Annotated in this window: 17 protein-coding genes; 8 read left to right on the top strand and 9 right to left on the bottom strand. The window is 72.2% G+C overall.

Annotated features, from left to right (window positions below):
• The first annotated feature begins 5 nt into the window (after positions 1 to 5).
• On the top strand, positions 6 to 191 hold the full coding sequence (locus AQI94_RS37170) for a DUF397 domain-containing protein (protein WP_031039874.1): 186 nt from the start codon (positions 6 to 8) through the stop codon (positions 189 to 191).
• Here the strand turns inward: AQI94_RS37170 and AQI94_RS37165 are convergent.
• A complete protein-coding gene (locus AQI94_RS37165; RefSeq protein WP_031039876.1) occupies positions 183 to 1,001 on the bottom strand; it encodes an endonuclease/exonuclease/phosphatase family protein in 819 nt (272 codons plus the stop codon). The two genes, AQI94_RS37170 and AQI94_RS37165, sit on opposite strands and share 9 nt — an antisense overlap.
• Before the next feature lie 94 nt (positions 1,002 to 1,095).
• On the opposite strand from AQI94_RS37165, the gene AQI94_RS37160 reads away from it, so the two are divergent.
• The 4 genes from AQI94_RS37160 (at position 1,096) to AQI94_RS37145 (ending at position 4,027) form a co-directional block, all read left to right on the top strand.
• Positions 1,096 to 1,488 (top strand): nitroreductase/quinone reductase family protein, encoded by a 393-nt coding sequence (locus AQI94_RS37160; protein ID WP_031039879.1) that lies wholly within the window; start codon positions 1,096 to 1,098, stop codon positions 1,486 to 1,488.
• A gap of 83 nt (positions 1,489 to 1,571) precedes the next feature.
• Positions 1,572 to 2,408, top strand: coding sequence for a helix-turn-helix transcriptional regulator (locus tag AQI94_RS37155; protein WP_031039883.1), 837 nt, complete (start codon positions 1,572 to 1,574; stop codon positions 2,406 to 2,408).
• Between the two features lie 146 nt (positions 2,409 to 2,554).
• Positions 2,555 to 3,499, top strand: a complete 945-nt coding sequence (locus AQI94_RS37150) for an NADP-dependent oxidoreductase (RefSeq protein WP_031039886.1) — start codon at positions 2,555 to 2,557, stop codon at positions 3,497 to 3,499.
• 27 nt (positions 3,500 to 3,526) lie between these two features.
• Positions 3,527 to 4,027, top strand: coding sequence for a cupin domain-containing protein (locus AQI94_RS37145; RefSeq protein ID WP_031039889.1), 501 nt, complete (start codon positions 3,527 to 3,529; stop codon positions 4,025 to 4,027).
• 65 nt (positions 4,028 to 4,092) lie between these two features.
• Here AQI94_RS37145 and AQI94_RS37140 read toward each other — a convergent pair whose 3' ends face one another.
• The 7 genes from AQI94_RS37140 to AQI94_RS37110 form a co-directional block, all read right to left on the bottom strand.
• On the bottom strand, positions 4,093 to 4,629 hold the full coding sequence (locus tag AQI94_RS37140) for a DUF3455 domain-containing protein (protein ID WP_031039891.1): 537 nt from the start codon (positions 4,627 to 4,629) through the stop codon (positions 4,093 to 4,095).
• Positions 4,630 to 4,762: 133 nt separating this feature from the next.
• Positions 4,763 to 6,229, bottom strand: a complete 1,467-nt coding sequence (locus AQI94_RS37135; RefSeq protein ID WP_051831954.1) for an aldehyde dehydrogenase family protein — start codon at positions 6,227 to 6,229, stop codon at positions 4,763 to 4,765.
• On the bottom strand, positions 6,226 to 7,956 hold the full coding sequence (locus AQI94_RS37130) for an N-acyl-D-amino-acid deacylase family protein (protein ID WP_031039898.1): 1,731 nt from the start codon (positions 7,954 to 7,956) through the stop codon (positions 6,226 to 6,228). The genes AQI94_RS37135 and AQI94_RS37130 overlap by 4 nt, the downstream gene beginning before the upstream one ends.
• Positions 7,957 to 8,049: 93 nt before the next feature.
• Positions 8,050 to 9,168, bottom strand: coding sequence for an LLM class flavin-dependent oxidoreductase (locus tag AQI94_RS37125; RefSeq protein WP_078902643.1), 1,119 nt, complete (start codon positions 9,166 to 9,168; stop codon positions 8,050 to 8,052).
• Between the two features lie 118 nt (positions 9,169 to 9,286).
• Positions 9,287 to 10,057, bottom strand: a complete 771-nt coding sequence (locus AQI94_RS37120; RefSeq protein ID WP_031039903.1) for an SDR family NAD(P)-dependent oxidoreductase — start codon at positions 10,055 to 10,057, stop codon at positions 9,287 to 9,289.
• A gap of 11 nt (positions 10,058 to 10,068) precedes the next feature.
• Positions 10,069 to 10,986, bottom strand: coding sequence for an LLM class F420-dependent oxidoreductase (locus AQI94_RS37115; RefSeq protein WP_062230170.1), 918 nt, complete (start codon positions 10,984 to 10,986; stop codon positions 10,069 to 10,071).
• Positions 10,983 to 12,224 carry an amidohydrolase family protein gene (locus tag AQI94_RS37110; protein ID WP_031039906.1) on the bottom strand — a complete coding sequence of 414 codons (1,242 nt, stop codon included), beginning with the start codon at positions 12,222 to 12,224 and terminating at the stop codon, positions 10,983 to 10,985. Before AQI94_RS37110 ends, AQI94_RS37115 begins: the two co-directional genes overlap by 4 nt.
• A gap of 679 nt (positions 12,225 to 12,903) precedes the next feature.
• On the opposite strand from AQI94_RS37110, the gene AQI94_RS37105 reads away from it, so the two are divergent.
• Positions 12,904 to 16,191: an AfsR/SARP family transcriptional regulator gene (locus AQI94_RS37105; RefSeq protein WP_225890388.1), complete on the top strand. Its 3,288-nt coding sequence runs from the start codon at positions 12,904 to 12,906 to the stop codon at positions 16,189 to 16,191.
• Positions 16,192 to 16,397: 206 nt separating this feature from the next.
• Complete coding sequence (locus AQI94_RS37100; protein WP_031039913.1) at positions 16,398 to 16,586, top strand: hypothetical protein; 189 nt, start codon at positions 16,398 to 16,400, stop codon at positions 16,584 to 16,586.
• Positions 16,587 to 16,671: 85 nt separating this feature from the next.
• Here the strand turns inward: AQI94_RS37100 and AQI94_RS37095 are convergent, their stop codons facing one another.
• Positions 16,672 to 18,222 (bottom strand): FadD3 family acyl-CoA ligase, encoded by a 1,551-nt coding sequence (locus AQI94_RS37095; RefSeq protein WP_031039916.1) that lies wholly within the window; start codon positions 18,220 to 18,222, stop codon positions 16,672 to 16,674.
• 105 nt (positions 18,223 to 18,327) lie between these two features.
• On the opposite strand from AQI94_RS37095, the gene AQI94_RS37090 reads away from it, so the two are divergent.
• A complete protein-coding gene (locus AQI94_RS37090) occupies positions 18,328 to 19,479 on the top strand; it encodes a lipid-transfer protein (protein WP_031039919.1) in 1,152 nt (383 codons plus the stop codon).

The raw sequence follows: 19,479 nt of genomic DNA, 5'->3' as shown, positions 1-19,479 counted from the left end.
TCCGCATGATCACGGACCGTTGGCAGAAGTCGTCCTACTGCCAGGAAGGCGACGCGTGCGTCCACATATCCACCGAACCCGACGGAGTCCACCTCACAGACACCGATTCCGATTCCGGCCCCGCCCGAACCGTCGTCACCGTCACCCCCGCCGCCTTCGCCGCCCTGCTCGGCCACCTCAAGTCACTCTGACCCGTCCGCCAGCTCCGCCACCGCCGCCGCGTGGTCCGACGGCCAGACGCCGTCCACCGGGGCGTCGCCCGCGCGCCGCACGTTCAGGACGTGACCGAGGCCGGATGCGTTCGGTGGGCCCACGTGGATGTAGTCGATGCGGGCCGGCGGGGCCACGCGGACGTAGGGGTTCGCCGGATCCCAGGTCGCGGAGGGGGCCGACGGGTCCGCGTACTCCCAGGCGTCCAGGAAGAGTTGGCCTGGAACGGCCGGGGCCGTCCTGTAGCCGCCGAAGAGGCGGACCTCGTCGGAGTCGGGCCAGGCGTTGAAGTCGCCGGTGATGACGGGCGGGAAGTCGGTGCCCGACCTGTGCGCCGCCACGAACTCCGCGAGTGCCGTGACCTGTTGGCAGCGGATCGCCGAGGCGGTGGGGGACGAGGTGAGGTGGGTGGTGAAGAAGGGGATGTCGTACGAGGGTCCCGCCAGCCTGGTGTGGAAGGCGAGGCGGCCGTCGTCCAGGTCCTCAGGGGCGGGCAGCCGCAGGACGGCCCGGTCGATCACCGGCCAGCGGCTCAGCACCGCGTTGCCGACCTCCACCCCCGGGTCGCCGATCCGCCGCTGCCAGCGCTCCGAGGCGGGCGACGCGGCCCACGCCCAGTGCAGGCCCAGCTCCCCGGCCAGCCACTCCGCCAGGTTCTCGGAGCCGGCCGACCACACCTCCTGGAGGCCGACCACATCCGGACGCAGCTCCCGCAGCACCGTGAGGATCGCCTTCTGACGTTGCTCCCACGGGCCGAAGCGCCACCACAGGTTCCAGGTCACCACGCGCATCGCCGACACCCCTTCGTCCGCCCGGCCCGCACCCTGAGATCATCGAGGCCGCCCGTCAGGTTACGGAAGACAAGAGGCAGGAGTCTCACCACCCATGTCCCGGGACGCCGAGCGCAAGTACCGCACCGCCAGGGCCGTTCAGCGCCTGCTCAACCCGGTCATGCGGCGGCTGCCGCTCCAGACCGTCCTGGAGACCACCGGCCGCGTCTCGGGCCTGCCCCGCCGGACCCCGGTGGGCGGCAAGCGGGTCGGCGGCTCCTTCTGGCTGGTCTCGGAGTTCGGCGAACGGTCGCAGTACGTCCGCAACATCAAGGCCGAGCCGCGGGTGCGGGTGCGCATCCGGGGGCGGTGGCACACCGGTACCGCCCATCTCCTGCCGGACGACGACACCGCCGTACGCCTGCGCTCGCTGCCCGTGCTGAACAGCCTGTCCGTACGGGCCATAGGGGCAGGGCAGTTGACCGTGCGGGTTGATCTGGACAGCTGAGGAGTGGCTGAGGGCTTTTCCGTTACGGTGGATTTCGCCGACCGGACCGTCCTTCGGCATGGGTCCTGTTCGCGGAGGCTGGGATGGACCGGGCGTTGCTGGCCGACTTCCTGCGGGCGCGCCGGGAGGTGCTGCAGCCGGAGGACGTCGGGCTTCCCCGCGGCCCGAGGCGGCGTACCGGCGGGCTGCGGCGCGAGGAGGTCGCCGCGCTGGCCGGCATGTCGGTCGACTACTACAGCCGGATCGAGCAGCAGCGCGGCCCGGTCCCGTCCGAACAGGTGCTCGCCGGAATCGCCCGCGCCCTGCACCTCAGCCTGAGCGAACGGGACCATCTCTTCGACCTCGCCGGGCACTCGGCGCCACGGCGGGTCCTGGGCGACGGCCACGTCAGCCCCACCATGCTGCGCATCGTCGAACGGCTCTCGGACACCCCCGCCCTGGTGATGTCCCGGTTCAACGAGACCCTGCTGCAGAACCCGCCGGCGATCGCCCTCCTGGGCGACTACACCCGCTTCAGCGGACTCTCCCGCTACCTGGTCTACCGCTGGTTCACCGACCCGGCGCAACGCGCGCTCTACCCCGTCGAGGACCACGATCTGCGGGGCCGGGTCTTCACCTCGGAGATCCGGGCGGCGTACACGGCGGACCCTGAGGGAACCGCCGGCGAGATCGTCTCCGCGCTGCTGGAGATCAGCGACGAGTTCGCCGGCATCTGGCGGTTGCACGAGGTGGACGTCACCCACCACAACGACCTCAAGCGCTATCGCCATGCCGCGTTGGGCGAAATGGAGTTGTACTGCCAGCGCCTCATCGACCCCGACCAGGCCCAGGAACTGCTGGTCTTCTCCGCCACACCCGGCTCACCCAGCCACGAGAAGCTCCAACTCCTGTCCTCCGTACGGGACTACGCGGGGCACTAGCCGTATGAGCCCCGGCGCCAGGGACAACTTGTCCGGGGATAGGACAGGCCTTCATCCGGGTTCCGACGCGCGCCACGCTTGATCAGTCGGACACGGGAGGTCCCGGGTCCGACGAGATCTGGCGGCCGGAGAGACGAGGATTTCCCATGAAGGCAGTACGTTTCCACGAGTACGGCGACCCGAGCGTCCTGCGGTACGAGGAGGTCGAGCAGCCCGTACCGGGCGCCGGGCAGGTTCTGGTCCGGGTGGCCGCGACCTCGTTCAACGGCGTCGACGGCACCATCCGCGGGGGTTTCATGCAGGGCCCCATCCCCGTGACGTTGCCGCACACGCCCGGCATCGACGTCGCCGGCACGGTCGAAGCGCTGGGCGAGGGCGTGTCCGGCCTCGGGGCCGGCGATCAGGTCGTCGGCTTCCTGCCGATGACGGGGGTCGGCGCGGCCGCGGAGTACGTGGTGGCTCCGGCCGGGACACTGGCCCGGGCACCCCGGAGCATCCCGCTGCCCGACGCCGCCGCGCTGCCGCTGGTGGGGCTGACGGCCTGGCAGGCCCTGTTCGATCACGCGAAGCTGGTGCCGGGGCAGCGTGTGCTCATCAACGGCGCGGGCGGTGCGGTCGGCGGCTACGCCGTGCAGCTGGCCAAGAACGCCGGCGCGTACGTGATCGCCACGGCCGGCCCGCGCAGCAGCGAGCAGGTCCGGTCGGCGGGCGCCGACGAGGTCGTCGACCACACCACCACCGAGGTGACCGCGGCGGTGACCGAGCCCGTCGACGTCGTGCTCAACCTCGCGCCGGTCGACCCGGCACAACTGGCCGCGCTGCCCACCCTGATCCGTTCCGGCGGGGTGCTGGTGAACACCACGGTGTGGATGCCCGCGCCCGGCGACGAACAGCGCGGCGTGCGCGGCATCGACCTGTTCGTCACCAGCGACGCCGGACAGCTGGCGCGGCTGGTGGAGCTGGTCGACTCCGGCGAGCTGCGCGTCGACGTGGCGCAGCGGGTGCCGCTGGCGGAGCTGGCGGCGGTCCACACCCGGGCCGCCGCGGGCGAGCTGCACGGCAAGACCGTCATCGTCGCCCCTGCCGCCTGACACGACGTCGGAAAGGAGACGACCCCGATGATCCCCGACGACGACCCCTCCCGCTCGCTGACCGTGGCGGACCCCGACGACCCCGGCACCACGTACGTCTCCCTGGTCGGCAACACGTACGCCATGCTGATCACGGGCGAGCAGACCGCCGGCCGGTACTGCCTGATCGACATGCGGGTCCCCGACGGCGGCGGCCCGCCGCCGCACCGGCACGACTTCGAGGAGATGTTCACGATCCTCGAGGGCGAGATCGAGTTCACCTTCCGCGGCGGGAAGCACACGGTACGGGCCGGATCCACGATCAACATCCCGGCCAACGCGCCGCACCACTTCCGCAACGCCTCAGGTGCGCCGGCCCGCATGCTGTGCATGTGCACCCCCGCCGGCCAGGACGAGTACTTCCTGCGCATCGGCGACGTCGTCGCGGACAGGGACGCACCGCCGCCGCGCCTGTCGCAGGGGGAGGTCATGGAGCGCCGCCGCCTCGCCGCCGAGCCGGCCCCGGCCTACCGGAGCGAGTTCCTGTGACGCGGCACGGCGGCGGCTCCGCTCCGGCGGTGGCCGCCGCCGCACCGCTCAGGGCGTCCTGGGTGTCACTTGGCGGGCTTGTAGAAGGCGTACGTCGCCGTGTACGCCACGCTCACCTGGTCCGTGCCGGTGCAGGCGGTGGTGGGGGCGACCCCGCCGGTGGTGTGGAGTCGCTGTATGTAGGAGACGCCTCCGAAGACGCCCTCGCCCCGGGTGGCGGTGGCCTGGAGGAGGAGTTCGGGGATGGTGCCGGGCTTGGGGGAGTTGGCGATCGCCGTGGCGTTCACCGCGCTGCCGTCCACCGTGGAGACCCAGACGGGGCCGCGGGAGTGCAGGGCGACGCTGCGGCCCCGCTTGTCGAAGAGGGTGGCGGCGGGCTCCAGGAGCTTCCAGGCGCCGTCGGTGCAGGTGTAGGTCTGGACGCCCCGGGCCGGGTACACGCCGGTCAGCTTGTTGCCGTCGGGCACCTTGAGTGCGGCGGGGGCCTTCACGGGCCTCGGTGCGGCCTCCGCGGGGGCCGCGTTACCGGTGGTCGTGCCCAGGAAGGCGGTCGCGGCGGCGAGGGCCGCGGTGGTCAGGGCGAGTCGCTTGGTGAGCTTCAAGTCTGTTCTCCGCAAAGGATTTTGACTGTCGGTCAGGGCGGCGCTGTGATGGCGCCGCCCTCCGGTCCGGGACTCTACGGGCCCACCCCAGGGTTACCGGCCAGTTGGCCGAACACGCGCTCCGGAGGCCGGCTCACCCCGGCCAGACGATCGACTGCACCTCGCTGTAGGCGTGCAGCGCGTACGACCCGCAGTCCCGGCCGACCCCGCTCCTGCGGAAGCCGCCGAACGGCGCCTCCATGTTGCGGCCGACCGTGTTGATCCCGACTCCCCCGGCCCGCAGCCGCCGTGCCACGCGGAAGGCGCGGGCGACGTCCGCCGACCAGACGTAGTCGATCAGGCCGTAGTCGCTGTCGTTGGCGAGGGCGATGCCCTCCTCCTCGTCGTCGAAGGGCGTCACCGTCACGACCGGCCCGAAGATCTCCTCACGGACGACCCGCATGTCGTGGCGGCAGTCGGCGAGCAGGGTCGGAGCCACATAGAAACCCCTCTCCAGGCCGGGCCGTTCACCGCCCGCGACCACGCACGCGCCTTCCTTGCGGCCGAGTTCGACGTACGACTCCACCCGCTCCCGGTGCGCGGCCGAGATCACCGGTCCGACGACCGTCCCGGACTCCCGTGGGTCGCCGACCCTCAACCGGCCGGTGTAGGCGGCCAGTTGCTCGACGAGCCGGTCGTGGACGCCGCGCTGCGCCAGCACCCGTGTCGGTGCCGTGCAGATCTGCCCGCTGTAGAAGGAGAAGGTGGTCCCGATGCCGGCCACGGCCGATCCGAGATCCGCGTCCTCGAAGACGACCGCCGCGCCCTTTCCGCCCAGCTCCATCAACTGCCGTTTCATGGACCGCCCGCACACCTCGCCGATGCGCTGTCCGACAGCCGTGGAGCCGGTGAAGCTGACCATGTCGACGTCGGGCGAGTCCACGGCGGCCTCGCCGACCGCCACGGATCGGCCGCTCACCACGTTCACGACCCCGCGCGGCACCCCGGCGGCCTCCAGCGCCTCTGCCATCCGGTAGACGGAGAGGGGGTCCTGCGGGGCGGGCTTCACCACCACGGTGTTGCCCATGGCGAGCGCCGGGGCGATCTTCCCGGCGGGGTTGGCCCACGGGTTGTTGTACGAGGTGATGCAGGTGACGACCCCGACGGGCTGCCGGACGGCCAGCGCGCCCATCACCGCGGCCCGCCCCATCGGCCCGGCCTCGTTGACCTGCGGCGGGACCGCCCACTCGGCGGGCTCGGACCGCGCGTACCGCCGGAAACGGGCGGCGGCCACGCCGACCTGCATGCCACGGGCCACCCCCGTGGTGGCGCCGGTCTCGGCCTGGGCCAGTTCGGCGTACGGCACCAGGCGGGCGCGGATGAGGTCGGCGGCGCGGGCCAGCAGGGCGGCCCGCTCCTCCGGCGCGGTGCGCGACCAGGGTCCGAAGGCCTCGCGGGCCGCGGCACAGGCCGCGTGCACCTGATCCCGCGAGGCCTCCGGGGCCCATCCGACGGTCTCCTCGCGGGCCGGGTCGACCACCGCGTAGTGGCCGCCGTCCGGCGCCACCCACTCACCGCCGACGAACAGCCGCTGTCCCCGCGGGGCACCTTCGGCACTCACCTGGTGCTCACCGTCCGGGTGTCCCGCCCCGAGCGCAGCACCCGGCCCGGCACGGCTCCGCTCACCACGTCGTCCCGGATCGCCTCGACCCCGTTGACCCACACGGCCCGTATCCCGATGGCCTTGGAGTCCAGCCGTGGGCTGTCACCCGGCAGGTCGTGCACCAGGGTGGCCGTGCCCGCGGCGATCCGCTCCGGGTCGAAGAGCACGAGGTCCGCATGGAAGCCCTCCTCGATCCGCCCGCGCCCGCGCAGCCCGAACAGCCGGGCCGGGTCGTCGGTGAGCATCTTCACGGCCTGCTCCAGCGAAGTCAGCTTCCGCCCGCGCAGACAGTCCCCGAGGAAGCGGGTCGTGTACGGCGCCCCGCACATCCGGTCCAGGTGCGCGCCCGCGTCGGACCCGCCGAGCAGCACGTCCTCGTGCTGCCAGGCCTCGGCGCGCATCGCCCAGGACGCCGGGTCGTTGTCGGTGGGCATGGGCCACAGGACCGTACGCAGGTCGTCGGCCGCGCAGATCTCGACCAGTGCGGCGAACGGCTCCTGCCCGCGCTCGGCCGCGATGTCCTGGACGACCCGCCCGGAGAGACCGCGGTTGGCGTCGCTGTAGGTGTCCCCGATGACGTACCGCCCGAAGTTGGTCAGCCGCCGGAAGACCCCGGCCTCCTTGGCCTGGGACTGCCTGAGCAGTTCCCGCTGTACGTCCGGATCGCGCAGTCGCTCGATCCGCTCGGGGACGGGCAGCGCGAGCACCGGCCCCCAGCCGGGGATCAGGTTCAGCGCGCAGAAGGTGCCCAGGGACATGTTCATCGGGGTGAGGATCGGCATGGTCAGGGCGACGACCCGGCCGCCCGCCTTGCGGGCCTGCTCGCTCGCGAACAGCTGCCTGGGCACCCGCTCCGGCACGGAGGAGTCGATGGTCAGCACGTTCCAGTTCAGCGGCCGCCCGGCCGCCGCGCTCATCTCGACGAACAGGTCGATCTCGGCGTCGCTGAACTGGTCGAGACACCCGGCGACGATGGCCTCGATCTGCGTCCCCTCGTGTTCTCCGACGGCCCGGGAGAGCGCGAGGAGTTCGGCGGGCAGGGCGTGCCGGGAGGCGACGGGCTTTCCGTCGCCGTCGGAGTGCGTGGACGACTGGGTGGTGGAGAACCCCCAGGCGCCGGCCTCCATGGCCTCGTGGAACAGCCGCAGCATCTGCGCGAGTTGGTCCTCGGACGGCTGTCCGCCGACGGCGTCCGGTCCCATGACGTACCGCCGCAGCGCGCAGTGCCCCACCATGAACCCGGCGTTGACGGCGATCCGTCCCTCCAGGGCGTCCAGGTACTCCCCGAAGGAACTCCAGCTCCAGGGCGCCCCCTCCTCCAGGGCGACCAGGGACATCCCCTCGACCTTGGACATCATGCGGCGGGTGTAGTCGGCGTCTTCGGGACGGGCCGGGTTCAGGGGCGCCAGCGTGAAGCCGCAGTTCCCGGCGGCGACCGTGGTGACGCCGTGGTTGAGGGAGGGCGTCGCGTACGGGTCCCAGAAGAGCTGGGCGTCGTAGTGCGTGTGGGGGTCGACGAACCCGGGGGCCAGGACGAGCCCGGCGGCGTCCTCGGCGGTGCGGGCTTCCTCGGTGAGCTCACCGATCGCGGCGATACGGCCGTCCCGTATCCCCACGTCGGCGGTGAAGGCGGCCGCACCGGTCCCGTCGACGACGGTCGCGCCTTTGATGACGTGATCAAGCATGGGTGCACCTCTTGGAGTTGCGGTGATCCGACCTACCGAGGGGCGCGGGGAACTGCGCGAGCAGCCCCCACACACCCGCAGCCGCCTACGACCTCAGGCGGCCTCCCGGAACCGCGTGGTCCGGTGCACCGGATCCGTGTCGATCTTCGGAATCACGTGCTCCCCGATGAGCCGGATCGTCTGGAGGGTCTCCTCCTTCGGCACCCCGACCGGCAGTCCGAAGCTGAGCTGGTCCGCCCCGGCCTGCTCCCACCGCTTGCACTGCCGGACCACCTCGTCCGGGTCGCCGCAGATCAGCAGCTCCTCCTCGATGAGGAGTTCGACGAACTCGGCGGTGTACTCGGGCAGCGTCTCCGGCCACACGGGGAATCCCTCGGGCCGCGGGAAGGTGTCGTGGTAGCGGAACACCAGGGACGGCAGATAGTGCAGCCCCCCGCGCACGGCGATCTCGATGGCCTCGGCGTGCGTCGGCGCGCAGATCGCCGTGGTCGTCACCATCACGTTGTCGTTGACGAAGTCCCCGATCGGCTCGGCGTTCACGACGGCCGTCTTGTACTGCTCCAGCACCCACTCCATGTCGGAGACCTTCTGCACGCTGAAGCCGAGCACCCCGAGCCCCTTCTTCGCCGCCATGGCGTACGACGGCGGCGATCCGGCGGCGTACCACATCGCGGGGTGCGACTTCCCGTAGGGCTTCGGCAGGATCTTCCGGGGCGGCAGCTGCCAGTGCTTGCCCTGGAAGCCGGCGTACTCGTCCTGGAGCCACATCTTCGGGAACTCCGCGATGGTCTCCTCCCAGATCTCCTTCGTGTAGTTCATGTCGGTCACCCCGGGGATGAACCCGAGGATCTCGTGCGACCCGGCCCCACGCCCGCTGCCGAACTCGAAGCGGTTCTCGGTGAGATGGTCGAGCATGGCGACCTTCTCGGCGACCTTCACGGGGTGGTTGACCTGGGCGAGCGGGTTGAAGATCCCGGAGCCGAGGTGGATGCGTTCGGTGGCGTGCGCGAGGTAGCCGAGGAAGACGTCGTTGGCGGAGAGGTGCGAGTACTCCTCCAGGAAGTGGTGCTCGGACGCCCAGGCGTACTTGAAGCCGGACCGGTCCGCCTGGATGACGTACTCGGTCTCCTCCATCAGCGCCTTGTGCTCGGCCAGCGGATCGGTCTCGGCACGCTTGCCCACGTATCCCTGTACAAAGAGCCCGAATTCCAAGGAGGTTCACCGTCCCCAGTTGTTTCTGACACTCCGTCAGATTCCTGATCTGCCGCCGACTGTGGCACCGGGCGCAGACACCGTCAATAGCTGATGGTCAGTCAGATACCCGTCGGCCTCAGATGACGGACACCCCGGCGAGCCAGCCGCCGTCGATCACGAACGGCTGGCCGGTGATGTACGAGGAGTCGGCCGAGGTCAGGAACAGCGCGAGCGCCGCCACCTCCTCCGGCCGGCCGATCCGGCCGAGCGGTACGAGCTTGCGGTAGAACCGGTCGAGCCCCCGGGAGGCCTCCGCCCCGTCCGCCGAGGGGTCCAGGACGGCCGGGTTGGACATCGCGGTGTCGACGGCCCCGGGGCACATGGCGTTGACCCTGATCCCGCGCGGCGCCAGCTCCAGCGCGGCGACCCGGGTGAGCCCGAGGATCGCGTGCTTGGAGGCCGCGTAGGCGCCCACGCCGGCCATGCCGGTCACCCCCGTGTAGGAGGCGGTGTTCACGATCGTGCCCCCGTCGGACATCACCGGACCCACGGTCCTGATGCCGAGGAAGCAGCCGACCTGGTTGACCTGCAACACCTGCATGAACTCCGTGAGGGGTGTGTCCAGGAGGCTGTTGAAGCGCAGGATGCCGGCGTTGTTCACGAGCCCGTCGACGCGCCCGTACTCCTCGACTGCGGCCTCCACCGCGCGCTGCCAGTCCGCCTCCTGGCTCACGTCCAGGTGCACGTAGAGCGCCCCGATCTCCTCGGCGAGCGCCTTTCCCTGCTCGTCGAGCACATCCGCTACGACGACCTCGGCGCCCTCCGCCCGGAACAGCCGGGCCTCCTGCTCCCCCTGCCCGCGCGCCGCGCCGGTGACGAGGACGACACGTCCGTCCAGCTTGCCCATGCGCTGACTCCTCAGAGGTGGGGGGCGATGTCGGCGCCGAACGCCGAGATCTGGTCGACGAGTTCGGCACGGTCGCGGCTGCGGAACCGCACCTGGAGCTGGTCCACGCCCATCGCGCGGTAGGCGCGCAGGGACGCGGCCAGTTCGTCGGGCGGGCCGCTGAGCGTGCGGCGGCCGACGTCCCACGCGGGCGTGCCGACGTAGAGCGGCTCGGCGATGGCCCCGACGCTGAACGGCCCGTCGAGGCCCGCCTCCGCCCGCAGATGCCGTATCCGGTCGATCTGCGCGGGCAGCCGGTCCCGGGGGTCCCCCTGGGGCAGCCACCCGTCGCCCTTGAGCGCGGCCCGGCGTACGGCGGCCGGGGAGGAGCCCCCGACCCAGAGCGGGACGTGCGCCTGGGCGGGCCGGGGACGCTGGCCGAGGTCCGCGAAGTCGTAGAGCTTGCCGTGGTGTTCGGGGAACTCGTCGGGGCCGAGGGCCTTGCGCAGGGCGTCGATCGACTCGTCGAGGACGGCCCCGCGCCCGGCGAAGTCGACGCCGAGCGCCTCGAACTCCTCCTGAACGTGGCCCGCGCCGACGCCGAGGACCAGCCGCCCGCCGCTGAGATGGTCGAGGGTGGCGTACTGCTTGGCGGTGAGCAGGGGGTGCCGCAGCCCGACCACGGCCACATGACTCAGCAGCCGCACCCGTTCGGTCACGCCCGCCAGGTGGGCGAGGGTGGCGACCGGGTCGTACCAGACCGTGCTCATCGCGGGGGCGAGGCGGCGCGGGATCGCCACGTGGTCGCAGGCGGCGATGTACGCGAACCCGGCACGGTCGGCGGCCCGGGCCACCGCGACGAGGTCCTCGGGGCCGGCGCCGGCCTCCCAGGGCTCGGCGTAGATCGTGCTCTGGGACTGGACGGGGAGCTGGATGCCGTACGCGGTCACCGCGGACCGCCCCAGAGGCCGTCCGGGGTGAGACCGAGCAGCTCGATGGCGTTGCCCCGCACGATCCGCTCCACCACCTCGGCGTCCAGGTGCCCCATCTGGGCCTCGCCGACCTCGCGGGACTTCGGCCAGGTGGAGTCGGAGTGGGGGTAGTCGGTCTCGTACAGCACGTTCCCCACGCCGATCGCGTCGAGGTTCCTGAGGCCGAACGCGTCGTCGAAGAAGCAGCCGTAGACGTGCTCGGTGAAGAGTTCGGACGGCGGGCGGTGGACCTTGTCGGCGACGCCGCCCCAGCCGCGGTTCTCCTCCCAGACGACGTCGGCACGCTCCAGGATGTAGGGAATCCAGCCGATCTGGCCTTCCGCGTACATGACCTTGAGGTTCGGGAAGCGCTCGAACTTGCCGCTCATCAGCCAGTCGACCATCGAGAAGCAGCAGTTGGCGAAGGTGATCGTGGAGCCGACGGCGGGCGGGGCGTCGGCGGAGGTGGAGGGCATCCGGCTGCTGGAGCCGATGTGCATGGCGATGATCGTGCCGGTCTCGTCGCAGGCGGCGAGGAAGGGGTCCCAGTCGTCGGAGTGGACGGAGGGCAGGCCCAGGTGCGGGGGTATCTCGGAGAAGGCGACGGCCCGCACTCCCCGGGCGGCGTTGCGGCGGACCTCCGCGGCGGCCAGCTCGGCGTCCCAGAGCGGGATCAGGGTGAGCGGGATGAGCCGGCCCTGCGCCTGGGGGCCGCACCACTCCTCCACCATCCAGTCGTTGTAGGCCTGGACGCACAGCAGGCCCAGTTCGTGGTCCTTGGCCTCGGTGAAGGTCTGGCCGCAGAAGCGCGGGAAGGTCGGGAAGCAGACGGCGGACTGGACGTGGTTGACGTCCATGTCGGCGAGGCGCTGCGGGACGTCGTAGGAGCCGGGGCGCATCTGCTCGTAGGTGATGACCTCCAGCTTGATCTCGTCCCTGCTGTAGCCGACCGCGGTGTCCAGGCGGGTGAGGGGACGCTGGAGTCCCTCGTAGAGCCACCAGTCACCGAGGGGCCCGTCGTCGCCCGGGGCGCCCATCACGGGCTTGAAGCGGCCGCCGAGGAAGCTGATCTCCTTGAGCGGGGCGCGGACCGTGCGGGGGCCGGTGTCGAGGTACTTCTTCGGGAGCCGGTTCTGCCAGACGTCGGGAGGCTCCACCGTGTGGTCGTCGACGGAGATGATCTTCGGAAGTGCCGTCGTGGTCTCCATGGCGCTCACGGTAGCGCTGATCTGACGGTCCGTCAGCTCCGCGAACGGTGGCCGATGGCGACGGTTCGTGTGCGGACGTGTGCGAAGAGCGGGTGAGGGCCTTGTGACATCCCGCGCGTCCACCCGTGATCAGAGTCTCCACAGCTGACGCATCCGCCATGGACAAGGCAAACTGACGGGGTTGTAGACAGGCCCTAGGGGGACGGCGATGGACGGTGTACCACGGGTGCCGGAGCAGAGGCGTCCCGGCTCCCCGGTGGGGGCCGGGCAGGACACGGGCTCAACGGCGGCTTCCGGGCAGCGGATCGGCCCCGCGAGGGCGGTCGGCGAGGACACGGGCCCTGCGGCGGCGATCCGGTCGGACGTCGACGCCGGGGCCGGGGCCGGGCACCACATGGGTCCGGCGGCGGTGACTGGCGAGGACACGAGCCCTGAGGCGGCGGTCCGGTCGGACATCGACGCCGCGGCCGGAGCCGGGCACCACACGGGTCACGTGGCGGTGAATGGCAAGGACACGAACCCTGCGGCGGCAATCCGGCAGGACGCCGACGCCGCGGCCGGAGCCGGGCACCACACGGGTCCGACGGCGGTGAATGGCAAGGAGACGGACCCTGAGGCGGCGGTCCGGTCGGACGGCGACGCTGCGGCCGGAGCCGGCCGAGACATGCCCTCCGCCACGGAAGCCGGGATGAACACGGCCCCCGCGGCCCGAGCCGAGCGACACACCGGCTCCGCGGCGGATGCCGGGCAGGACAAGGGCCCCGGCACCGGATTCGGGCCGCGCACCAGCCCCGCGGCGGGAACCGGCAAGGGCACGGACCCCGCGGCGGAGGCCGGCCAGAACATCGACCCCGCAGCGGCGCCCCGCCACCACAGGCGCTCCACCACGGAAGCCGGGAAGGACACGGGCCCCGCGGCCCGAGCCGGGCAACACACCAGCCCCCGCACGGGATTCGGGCCGCGCACGGGTCCCGGCAAGGACACGGCCACCGCGGCAGATGTCAGTCAGGACACCGACCCCGCGGCCCGAGCCGGACAGCACACCGGCTCTGCGTCGGAAGCCGGGCCGCACACGGGCCCCGGCACCGGATTCGGGCCGCGCACCAGCCCCGTGGCAGCGGTCGTGCCGTCGTTGCGGTTCAGTGTGCTCGGGCCGGTGCGTGCCTGGCGTGGGGAGGAACTGCTGGCCACCGGGTCCCCCCAGCAACGCGCCCTGCTCGCCGCCCTGCTGCTGCGTGAGGGCCGCACCGCGACCGCCGCCGAGCTGATCTCCGCCCTGTGGGGCGAGGAGCCCCCGGAGCAGGCCCTGGCCGCGGTGCGCACGTACGCCTCCCGGCTCCGCAAGATCCTCGACCCCGGGATCCTGGTCAGCGAGTCCGGCGGCTACGCGATCCGCGGACTCGGCGAGGACGCGCTGGACCTCGCCGCCGCCCAGGAACTCGCCACCGGGGCGGAGAAGGCCAGAAGCGCCGGGGACCTGTGCCAGGCGCGGGACCAGCTGGCCCGGGCGCTGGGCCTGTGGGACGGCGAGGTGCTCGCGGGCGTGCCGGGGCCGTACGCCGAGGCACAGCGCGTGCGGCTGGAGGAGTGGCGGCTGCAACTCCTCGAATCCCGCCTGGACATGGACCTGGAGCAGGGCTGCCACGCGGAGGCGGTCTCCGAACTCACCGCGCTCACCGCCGAGCACCCCCTGCGCGAGCGGCTCAGGGAACTGCTCATGCTGGCCCTGTACCGCAGCGGCCGGCAGGCCGAGGCCCTCGCGGTCTACGCCGACACCCGCAGGCTGCTCGCCGACGAACTCGGCGTCGACCCCCGCCCCGGCCTGCGCGAGCTCCAGCAGCGCATCCTCCAGGCCGACCCCGGTCTCGCGGAGCCCTCCTCCCCGCAGCCCGAACCGGTCGCCGCGCCTGTCCGCCCCGCGCAACTCCCGGCGACCGTGCCCGACTTCACCGGCCGCGCGTCCTTCGTCACCGAACTGAGCGAGGTCCTCGCCTCCGGCTCCGAGGGCCGCGTGATGGCGGTCTCCGCGCTCGCCGGCATCGGCGGCGTCGGCAAGACCACGCTGGCCGTGCACGTGGCCCACCAGGCGCGCTCCGCCTTCCCCGACGGGCAGCTCTACGTCGACCTCCAGGGCGCCGGTGCCCGGGCCGCCGACCCCGAAACCGTCCTCGGCGCCTTCCTCCGCGCCCTCGGCACCGCCGACTCCGCGATCCCCGACTCCCTGGAGGAACGGGCCGCCCTGTACCGCTCGGTCCTGGACGGGCGCCGGGTCCTCCTCCTGCTCGACAACGCGCGCGACGCGGCCCAGATACGTCCCCTGCTGCCCGGCACGGCGGGCTGCGCGGCCCTCGTGACCTCCCGGGTCCGGATGGTCGACCTCGCCGGCGCCCACCTGGTCGACCTGGACGTCATGTCCCCCGACGAGGCACTGCAGCTGTTCACCCGGATCGTCGGCGAGGAGCGGGTCGCCTCCGAGCGCAAGGCCGCCCTCGACGTGGTCGCCGCCTGCGGATTCCTCCCGCTCGCCATCCGTATCGCCGCCTCCCGCCTGGCGGCCCGCCGCACCTGGACGGTGTCCGTCCTCGCGGCGAAGCTCGCCGACGAACGCCGGCGCCTCGACGAACTCCAGGCCGGCGACCTCGCCGTGAAGGCCACCTTCGAACTCGGCTACGGCCAGCTGGAGCCCGCCCAGGCCCGCGCGTTCCGCCTGCTGGGCCTCGCCGACGGCCCGGACATCTCGCTGGCCGCGGCCGCCGCCGTACTGGACCTGCCCGTCGAGGACACCGAGGACCTCCTGGAGGCCCTGGTCGACACCTCGCTGCTGGAGTCGGCGGCGCCCGGCCGCTACCGGTTCCACGATCTCGTCCGGCTCTACGCGCGTGCGTGCGCCGAGCGCGACGAGTGGCCGCCCAGTGAGCGCGAGGCGGCGCTGTCGCGGTTGCTGGACTTCTATCTGGCCACCGCCGCGGCCGTGTACGCCATCGAGCGGCCCGGGGACCGGCTGGTGGAGCACCTGGAGGAGATCCGCTACCCCGGCCTGTCCTTCGACGACCGCCACACCGCCCAGGACTGGCTGTACGCGGAGGCCAACGCCCTGCTCGCCTTCGTCCAGCAGTGCGCGAAGGGTGCCCTGCTGCGGCGCGCGGTGGACCTGCTGTGGGTGGCGAAGGACCTGGCCGAGTCGGGGGCCAACTCCAAGCAGTACGAGGTCGCCGCCGTCGCCCTGCGGGACGCGGCCGACGCGGCGGACGACCCGCGCAGCCGCGCGCGTGCGCTGACCACGCTCACCAACGTCCATCTCGTGGCCGGCCGCTTCGAGCAGGCGGACGCGGAGGCCCGGCTGGCCATGCAGCTCGCCCGAGCGGCGGACGACCTGGCGCCCCGCTGCTGGGCCGCCAACGACCGCGGCATCATCGCGCTCTACCAGGGGCGCCACCCCGAGGGCGAAGCGTATCTGAAGGAGGCCATCGAGAGCTTCCGGCTCGACCGGAACCTCGCGGGCGAGGCCAGCGCGCTGTGCAACCTCTCCCGTATCCACCTGGCCCTGGGACGGAGCACCAGCGCCGTGGAGCTCGCCCAGCAGGGCATCGTCATCTACGACCGGCTGGGGCACACCCTGCGCGGCGCGAACGGCCGGTACGCGCTGGGTCTGGCGCTCACCGGGCAGGGGCTGCTGGACGCCGCCGTGGACCGGCTGACGGAGGCGCTGGAGGTCTTCCGCGACAGCCGGCAGCGGCTGTGGGAGGGCATGACGCTGTTCCGGCTCGCCGAGGCCCACCTCGCCGTGCTGCGGGGCATCGGCGGCGAGTGGCGGCGCGGCAACGTCCTGACGGTCCTCGGCCGCGCCCTCGGCGGGCTCGGGCAGTCCGGCCGGGCCCATGCGTGCTGGCAGGAGGCGCTCGGCATCTTCGAGCAGCTGGGCTCTCCGGAGGCCGCCGACGTACGGCTCCTGCTCACGCCGTCGGCCACCGTGTAGGGCGGTGCGGCGGGCCTGGCCGGACGTTCATCGTTCGTTTATCGCCGCCCGGCAGACTCGTCCCTGTCGATCCGTCGCGTCGGGGGGCAGACGGGTCAGCGGTGGTCTCCATCGCTAGGGTTACCGACCCTGACACGCCCGCCCGGCGACCCTCGGGGGAGTCGCCGGGCGGCCTGGCCCATCATCGAACGGGAGAGTCACCACCCATGAGTGAAACCGAGAAGCAGGACGGCACCGTCAAGCCGCTCGACAACCACGCCACGGGGACCGAGGACACGGTCAAGCCGCTCGACAACCACGCCACGGGCGCCGAGAAGGTCGTCACCCTGACCGCCGGTACGACGGACGGCACGGTCAAGCCGCTCGACAACCACGCCACGGACGAGAAGGCCTGACCAGGACTTCTCCTCGAACGGGGATCGGCCGCGGCGGCGCGGAGGGGGAGCCGTCGCGGCCGAGGCGCGTCCGGGGGCCGGTCGCTCAGGACCGGCGCAGCTCCCCCTTGACCACCTTCCCGCTCGCGTTCCTCGGCAGCCGGGCCACGAACTCCACGGTCCGCGGCACCTTGTAGTTGGCCATCTCCCGGCGTGCCCACGCGATCAGGTCGTCGGCGGTGAGGACCGAATCCGGGCGCCGGACCACGTACGCCCTCCCCACCTCGCCGAGCCGTGCGTCGGGCACGCCGACGACCGCCACGTCGGCCACCGCCGGGTGCAGGCCGAGCAGTTGCTCGATCTCCGCCGGGTACGCGTTGAAGCCGCCGACGATGAACATGTCCTTCAGCCGGTCGGTGATCCGCAGGTTGCCCGCCGCGTCCAGGACGCCGATGTCACCGGTGCGCAGCCAGCCGTCCTCGGTGACCGTCTCCGCGGTCGCCGCCGCGTCCTCGTAGTAGCCACGCATCACGTTGAAGCCGCGGACCAGGACCTCGCCGGGCTCGCCGGGCGGCGCCTCCACCCGCACCTGCGTCCCGGGGATGGCCCGCCCGGACGTCGACGCGATCACCGGCAGCGGGTCGCCCCGTCTGCACATCGTCACGATGCCGCTCGCCTCCGAGAGGCCGTACGCCGTCAGGACCGTCTCCACGCCCAGTTCGCCGTGCAGTTGCTCGACCAGTCGGAGCGGGACCACCGCCGCGCCCGTCACCACCAGGCGCAGCGCGGACAGGTCGTGGGCGTCCCGTGCCGGATGGTCGAGGAGCGACTGGTGGAGGGTCGGCGGGCCGGGCAGCACCGAGACCCGTTCCGCCGCGATGTTCGCCAGCACGGTGTCCACGTCGAACACCGGCTGCGGGATCATCGTCGCGCCCCGCATCAGACAGGCGATCACACCGGCCTTGTAACCGAAGGTGTGGAAGAAGGGGTTCACGATCAGATAGCGGTCGCCGTGCCGCAACCCGGCCAGGTCGCACCAGACCTCGTACGCCCGCAGCGTCTGCTCGTGGGTGATCACCGCGCCCTTGGGACGCCCGGTGGTCCCCGAGGTGAAGACGATGTCCGAGGGCCAGGTGCCGTCGACCGCCGAAGCGCGCTCGCGCACCTCCGCCTGCGTCACCCTGTCCCCGCTCGCCAGGAAGTCCTTCCAGGTGCGGTAGTCGGCGGGGGCGTCCTCCGACAGCACCACCACCTGCTCCAGGTCCGGCAGCCCCGGCCCCTCCGCGACCGCCCGGCGCAGCGCGGCCACGTACGAGGTGCCGAGGAAGGTCCCGGTGACGAACAGCAGCCGGGTCCCGCTCCGGCGCAGCACGTCCGCGGCCTCGGTGCCCTTGAAGCGGGTGTTGAGCGGCACCAGGACCGCGCCCGCCGACACCGCGCCCAGCGCCGAGACCATCCAGTCGAGGGAGTTGGGGGCCCAGACGCCCACCCGGTCCCCCGGTCGTACGCCCTGGGCGATGCAGGCCGCCGCCGCGCGCTCCACGCGGGCGCCCAACTCGGCGTAGGTGACCCGGTTGCGGCCCTCGACGACCGCCTCCGTGCCGGCGAACCGCTCCGCCGCCCGGCCGACCAGCTCCGGGATGCTGCGCCACTCCACATCGGCCTCCCCGAAAGCGGAAACGCGTTAGCTGACTACCCGTCAGATTAGCTGTAGCCTGACGGGCTGTCAGCAGGCCTCACAGTGTGCGGAGGTGCGTGCAGCGTGACTCTCAAGGACGCCACGGCGATCGTCGGCATCGGGCGGACCCCCTTCGCCAAACACCTCGCCGAGGACGAACGGACCCTGGCCTGCCGGGCCGTGCTCGCCGCCCTCGACGACGCCGGGATCGCCCCGGACGAGGTCGACGCCCTGGCCTCGTACACCATGGAGGAGACGGACGAGGTCGAACTGGCGAAGGCCGTCGGTCTCGGCGACCTCACCTTCTTCAGCAAGGTCGGCTACGGCGGCGGCGGTTCGTGCGCGACCGTCGCCCATCTCGCGGCGGCGATCGCGAGCGGGCAGGCCACGGTCGGGGTCGCCTGGCGGTCGCGCAAGCGCGGGTCCGGCCCCCGCCCCTGGACCAACACGACCGTGCAACTCCCCACCCCGGCCCAGTGGACGAGACCCTTCGGCCTGCTGCGTCCCGCCGACGAGATCGCCATGCTCACCCGCCGCTACATGCACGAGTACGGCGCCACCCGCGACCACCTCTTCAACGTCGCCCTCGCCTGCCGCAACCGCGCCAACCAGAACCCCGCCGCGATCATGTACGACCGCCCTCTGACCCGCGAGATGTACATGACCTCCCGCTGGATCAGCGAGCCCCTGTGCCTCTTCGACAACTGTCTGGAGACCGACGGGGCGTTGGCCTGTGTGCTGGTCGGCCGGGAGCGCGCCCGGGACTGCCCGAACACCCCGGTCTACGTCCACTCCGCCGCCCAGGGCCTGCCCGCCCAGCACCACGGCATGGTCAACTACTGGAACGACGACCCGCTCACCGGACCCGCCTGGACGGCCGCCCGACACCTGTGGAAGAACGCCGACTTCACCCCGCAGGACGTCGACGTGGCCCAGATCTACGACGCGTTCACCGCCCTCGTCCCGCTCTCCCTGGAGGGCTACGGCTTCTGCGAGCGCGGGGAGGGCGGTTCCTTCACCGAGGGCGGCGCCCTGGAGATCGGCGGACGGCTGCCGATCAACACCGGGGGCGGCGGCCTGTCCGAGGCGTACGTGCACGGCTTCAACCTCATCGACGAGGGCGTCCGGCAACTGCGCGGCACCAGCACCGCGCAGGTGCCGGACGCCACGACCTGCCTCGTCACCGCCGGTGAGGGCGTCCCCACCTCCGCCCTGCTGCTGACCAACAGGAGCTGA

Origin of the sequence: Streptomyces pseudovenezuelae, assembly GCF_001513955.1 — a bacterium.
Classification (GTDB): domain Bacteria; phylum Actinomycetota; class Actinomycetes; order Streptomycetales; family Streptomycetaceae; genus Streptomyces; species Streptomyces pseudovenezuelae.
The sequence above is the reverse complement of the archived record's forward strand: the minus strand, read 5'-3'. Positions and strand labels throughout refer to the sequence as shown.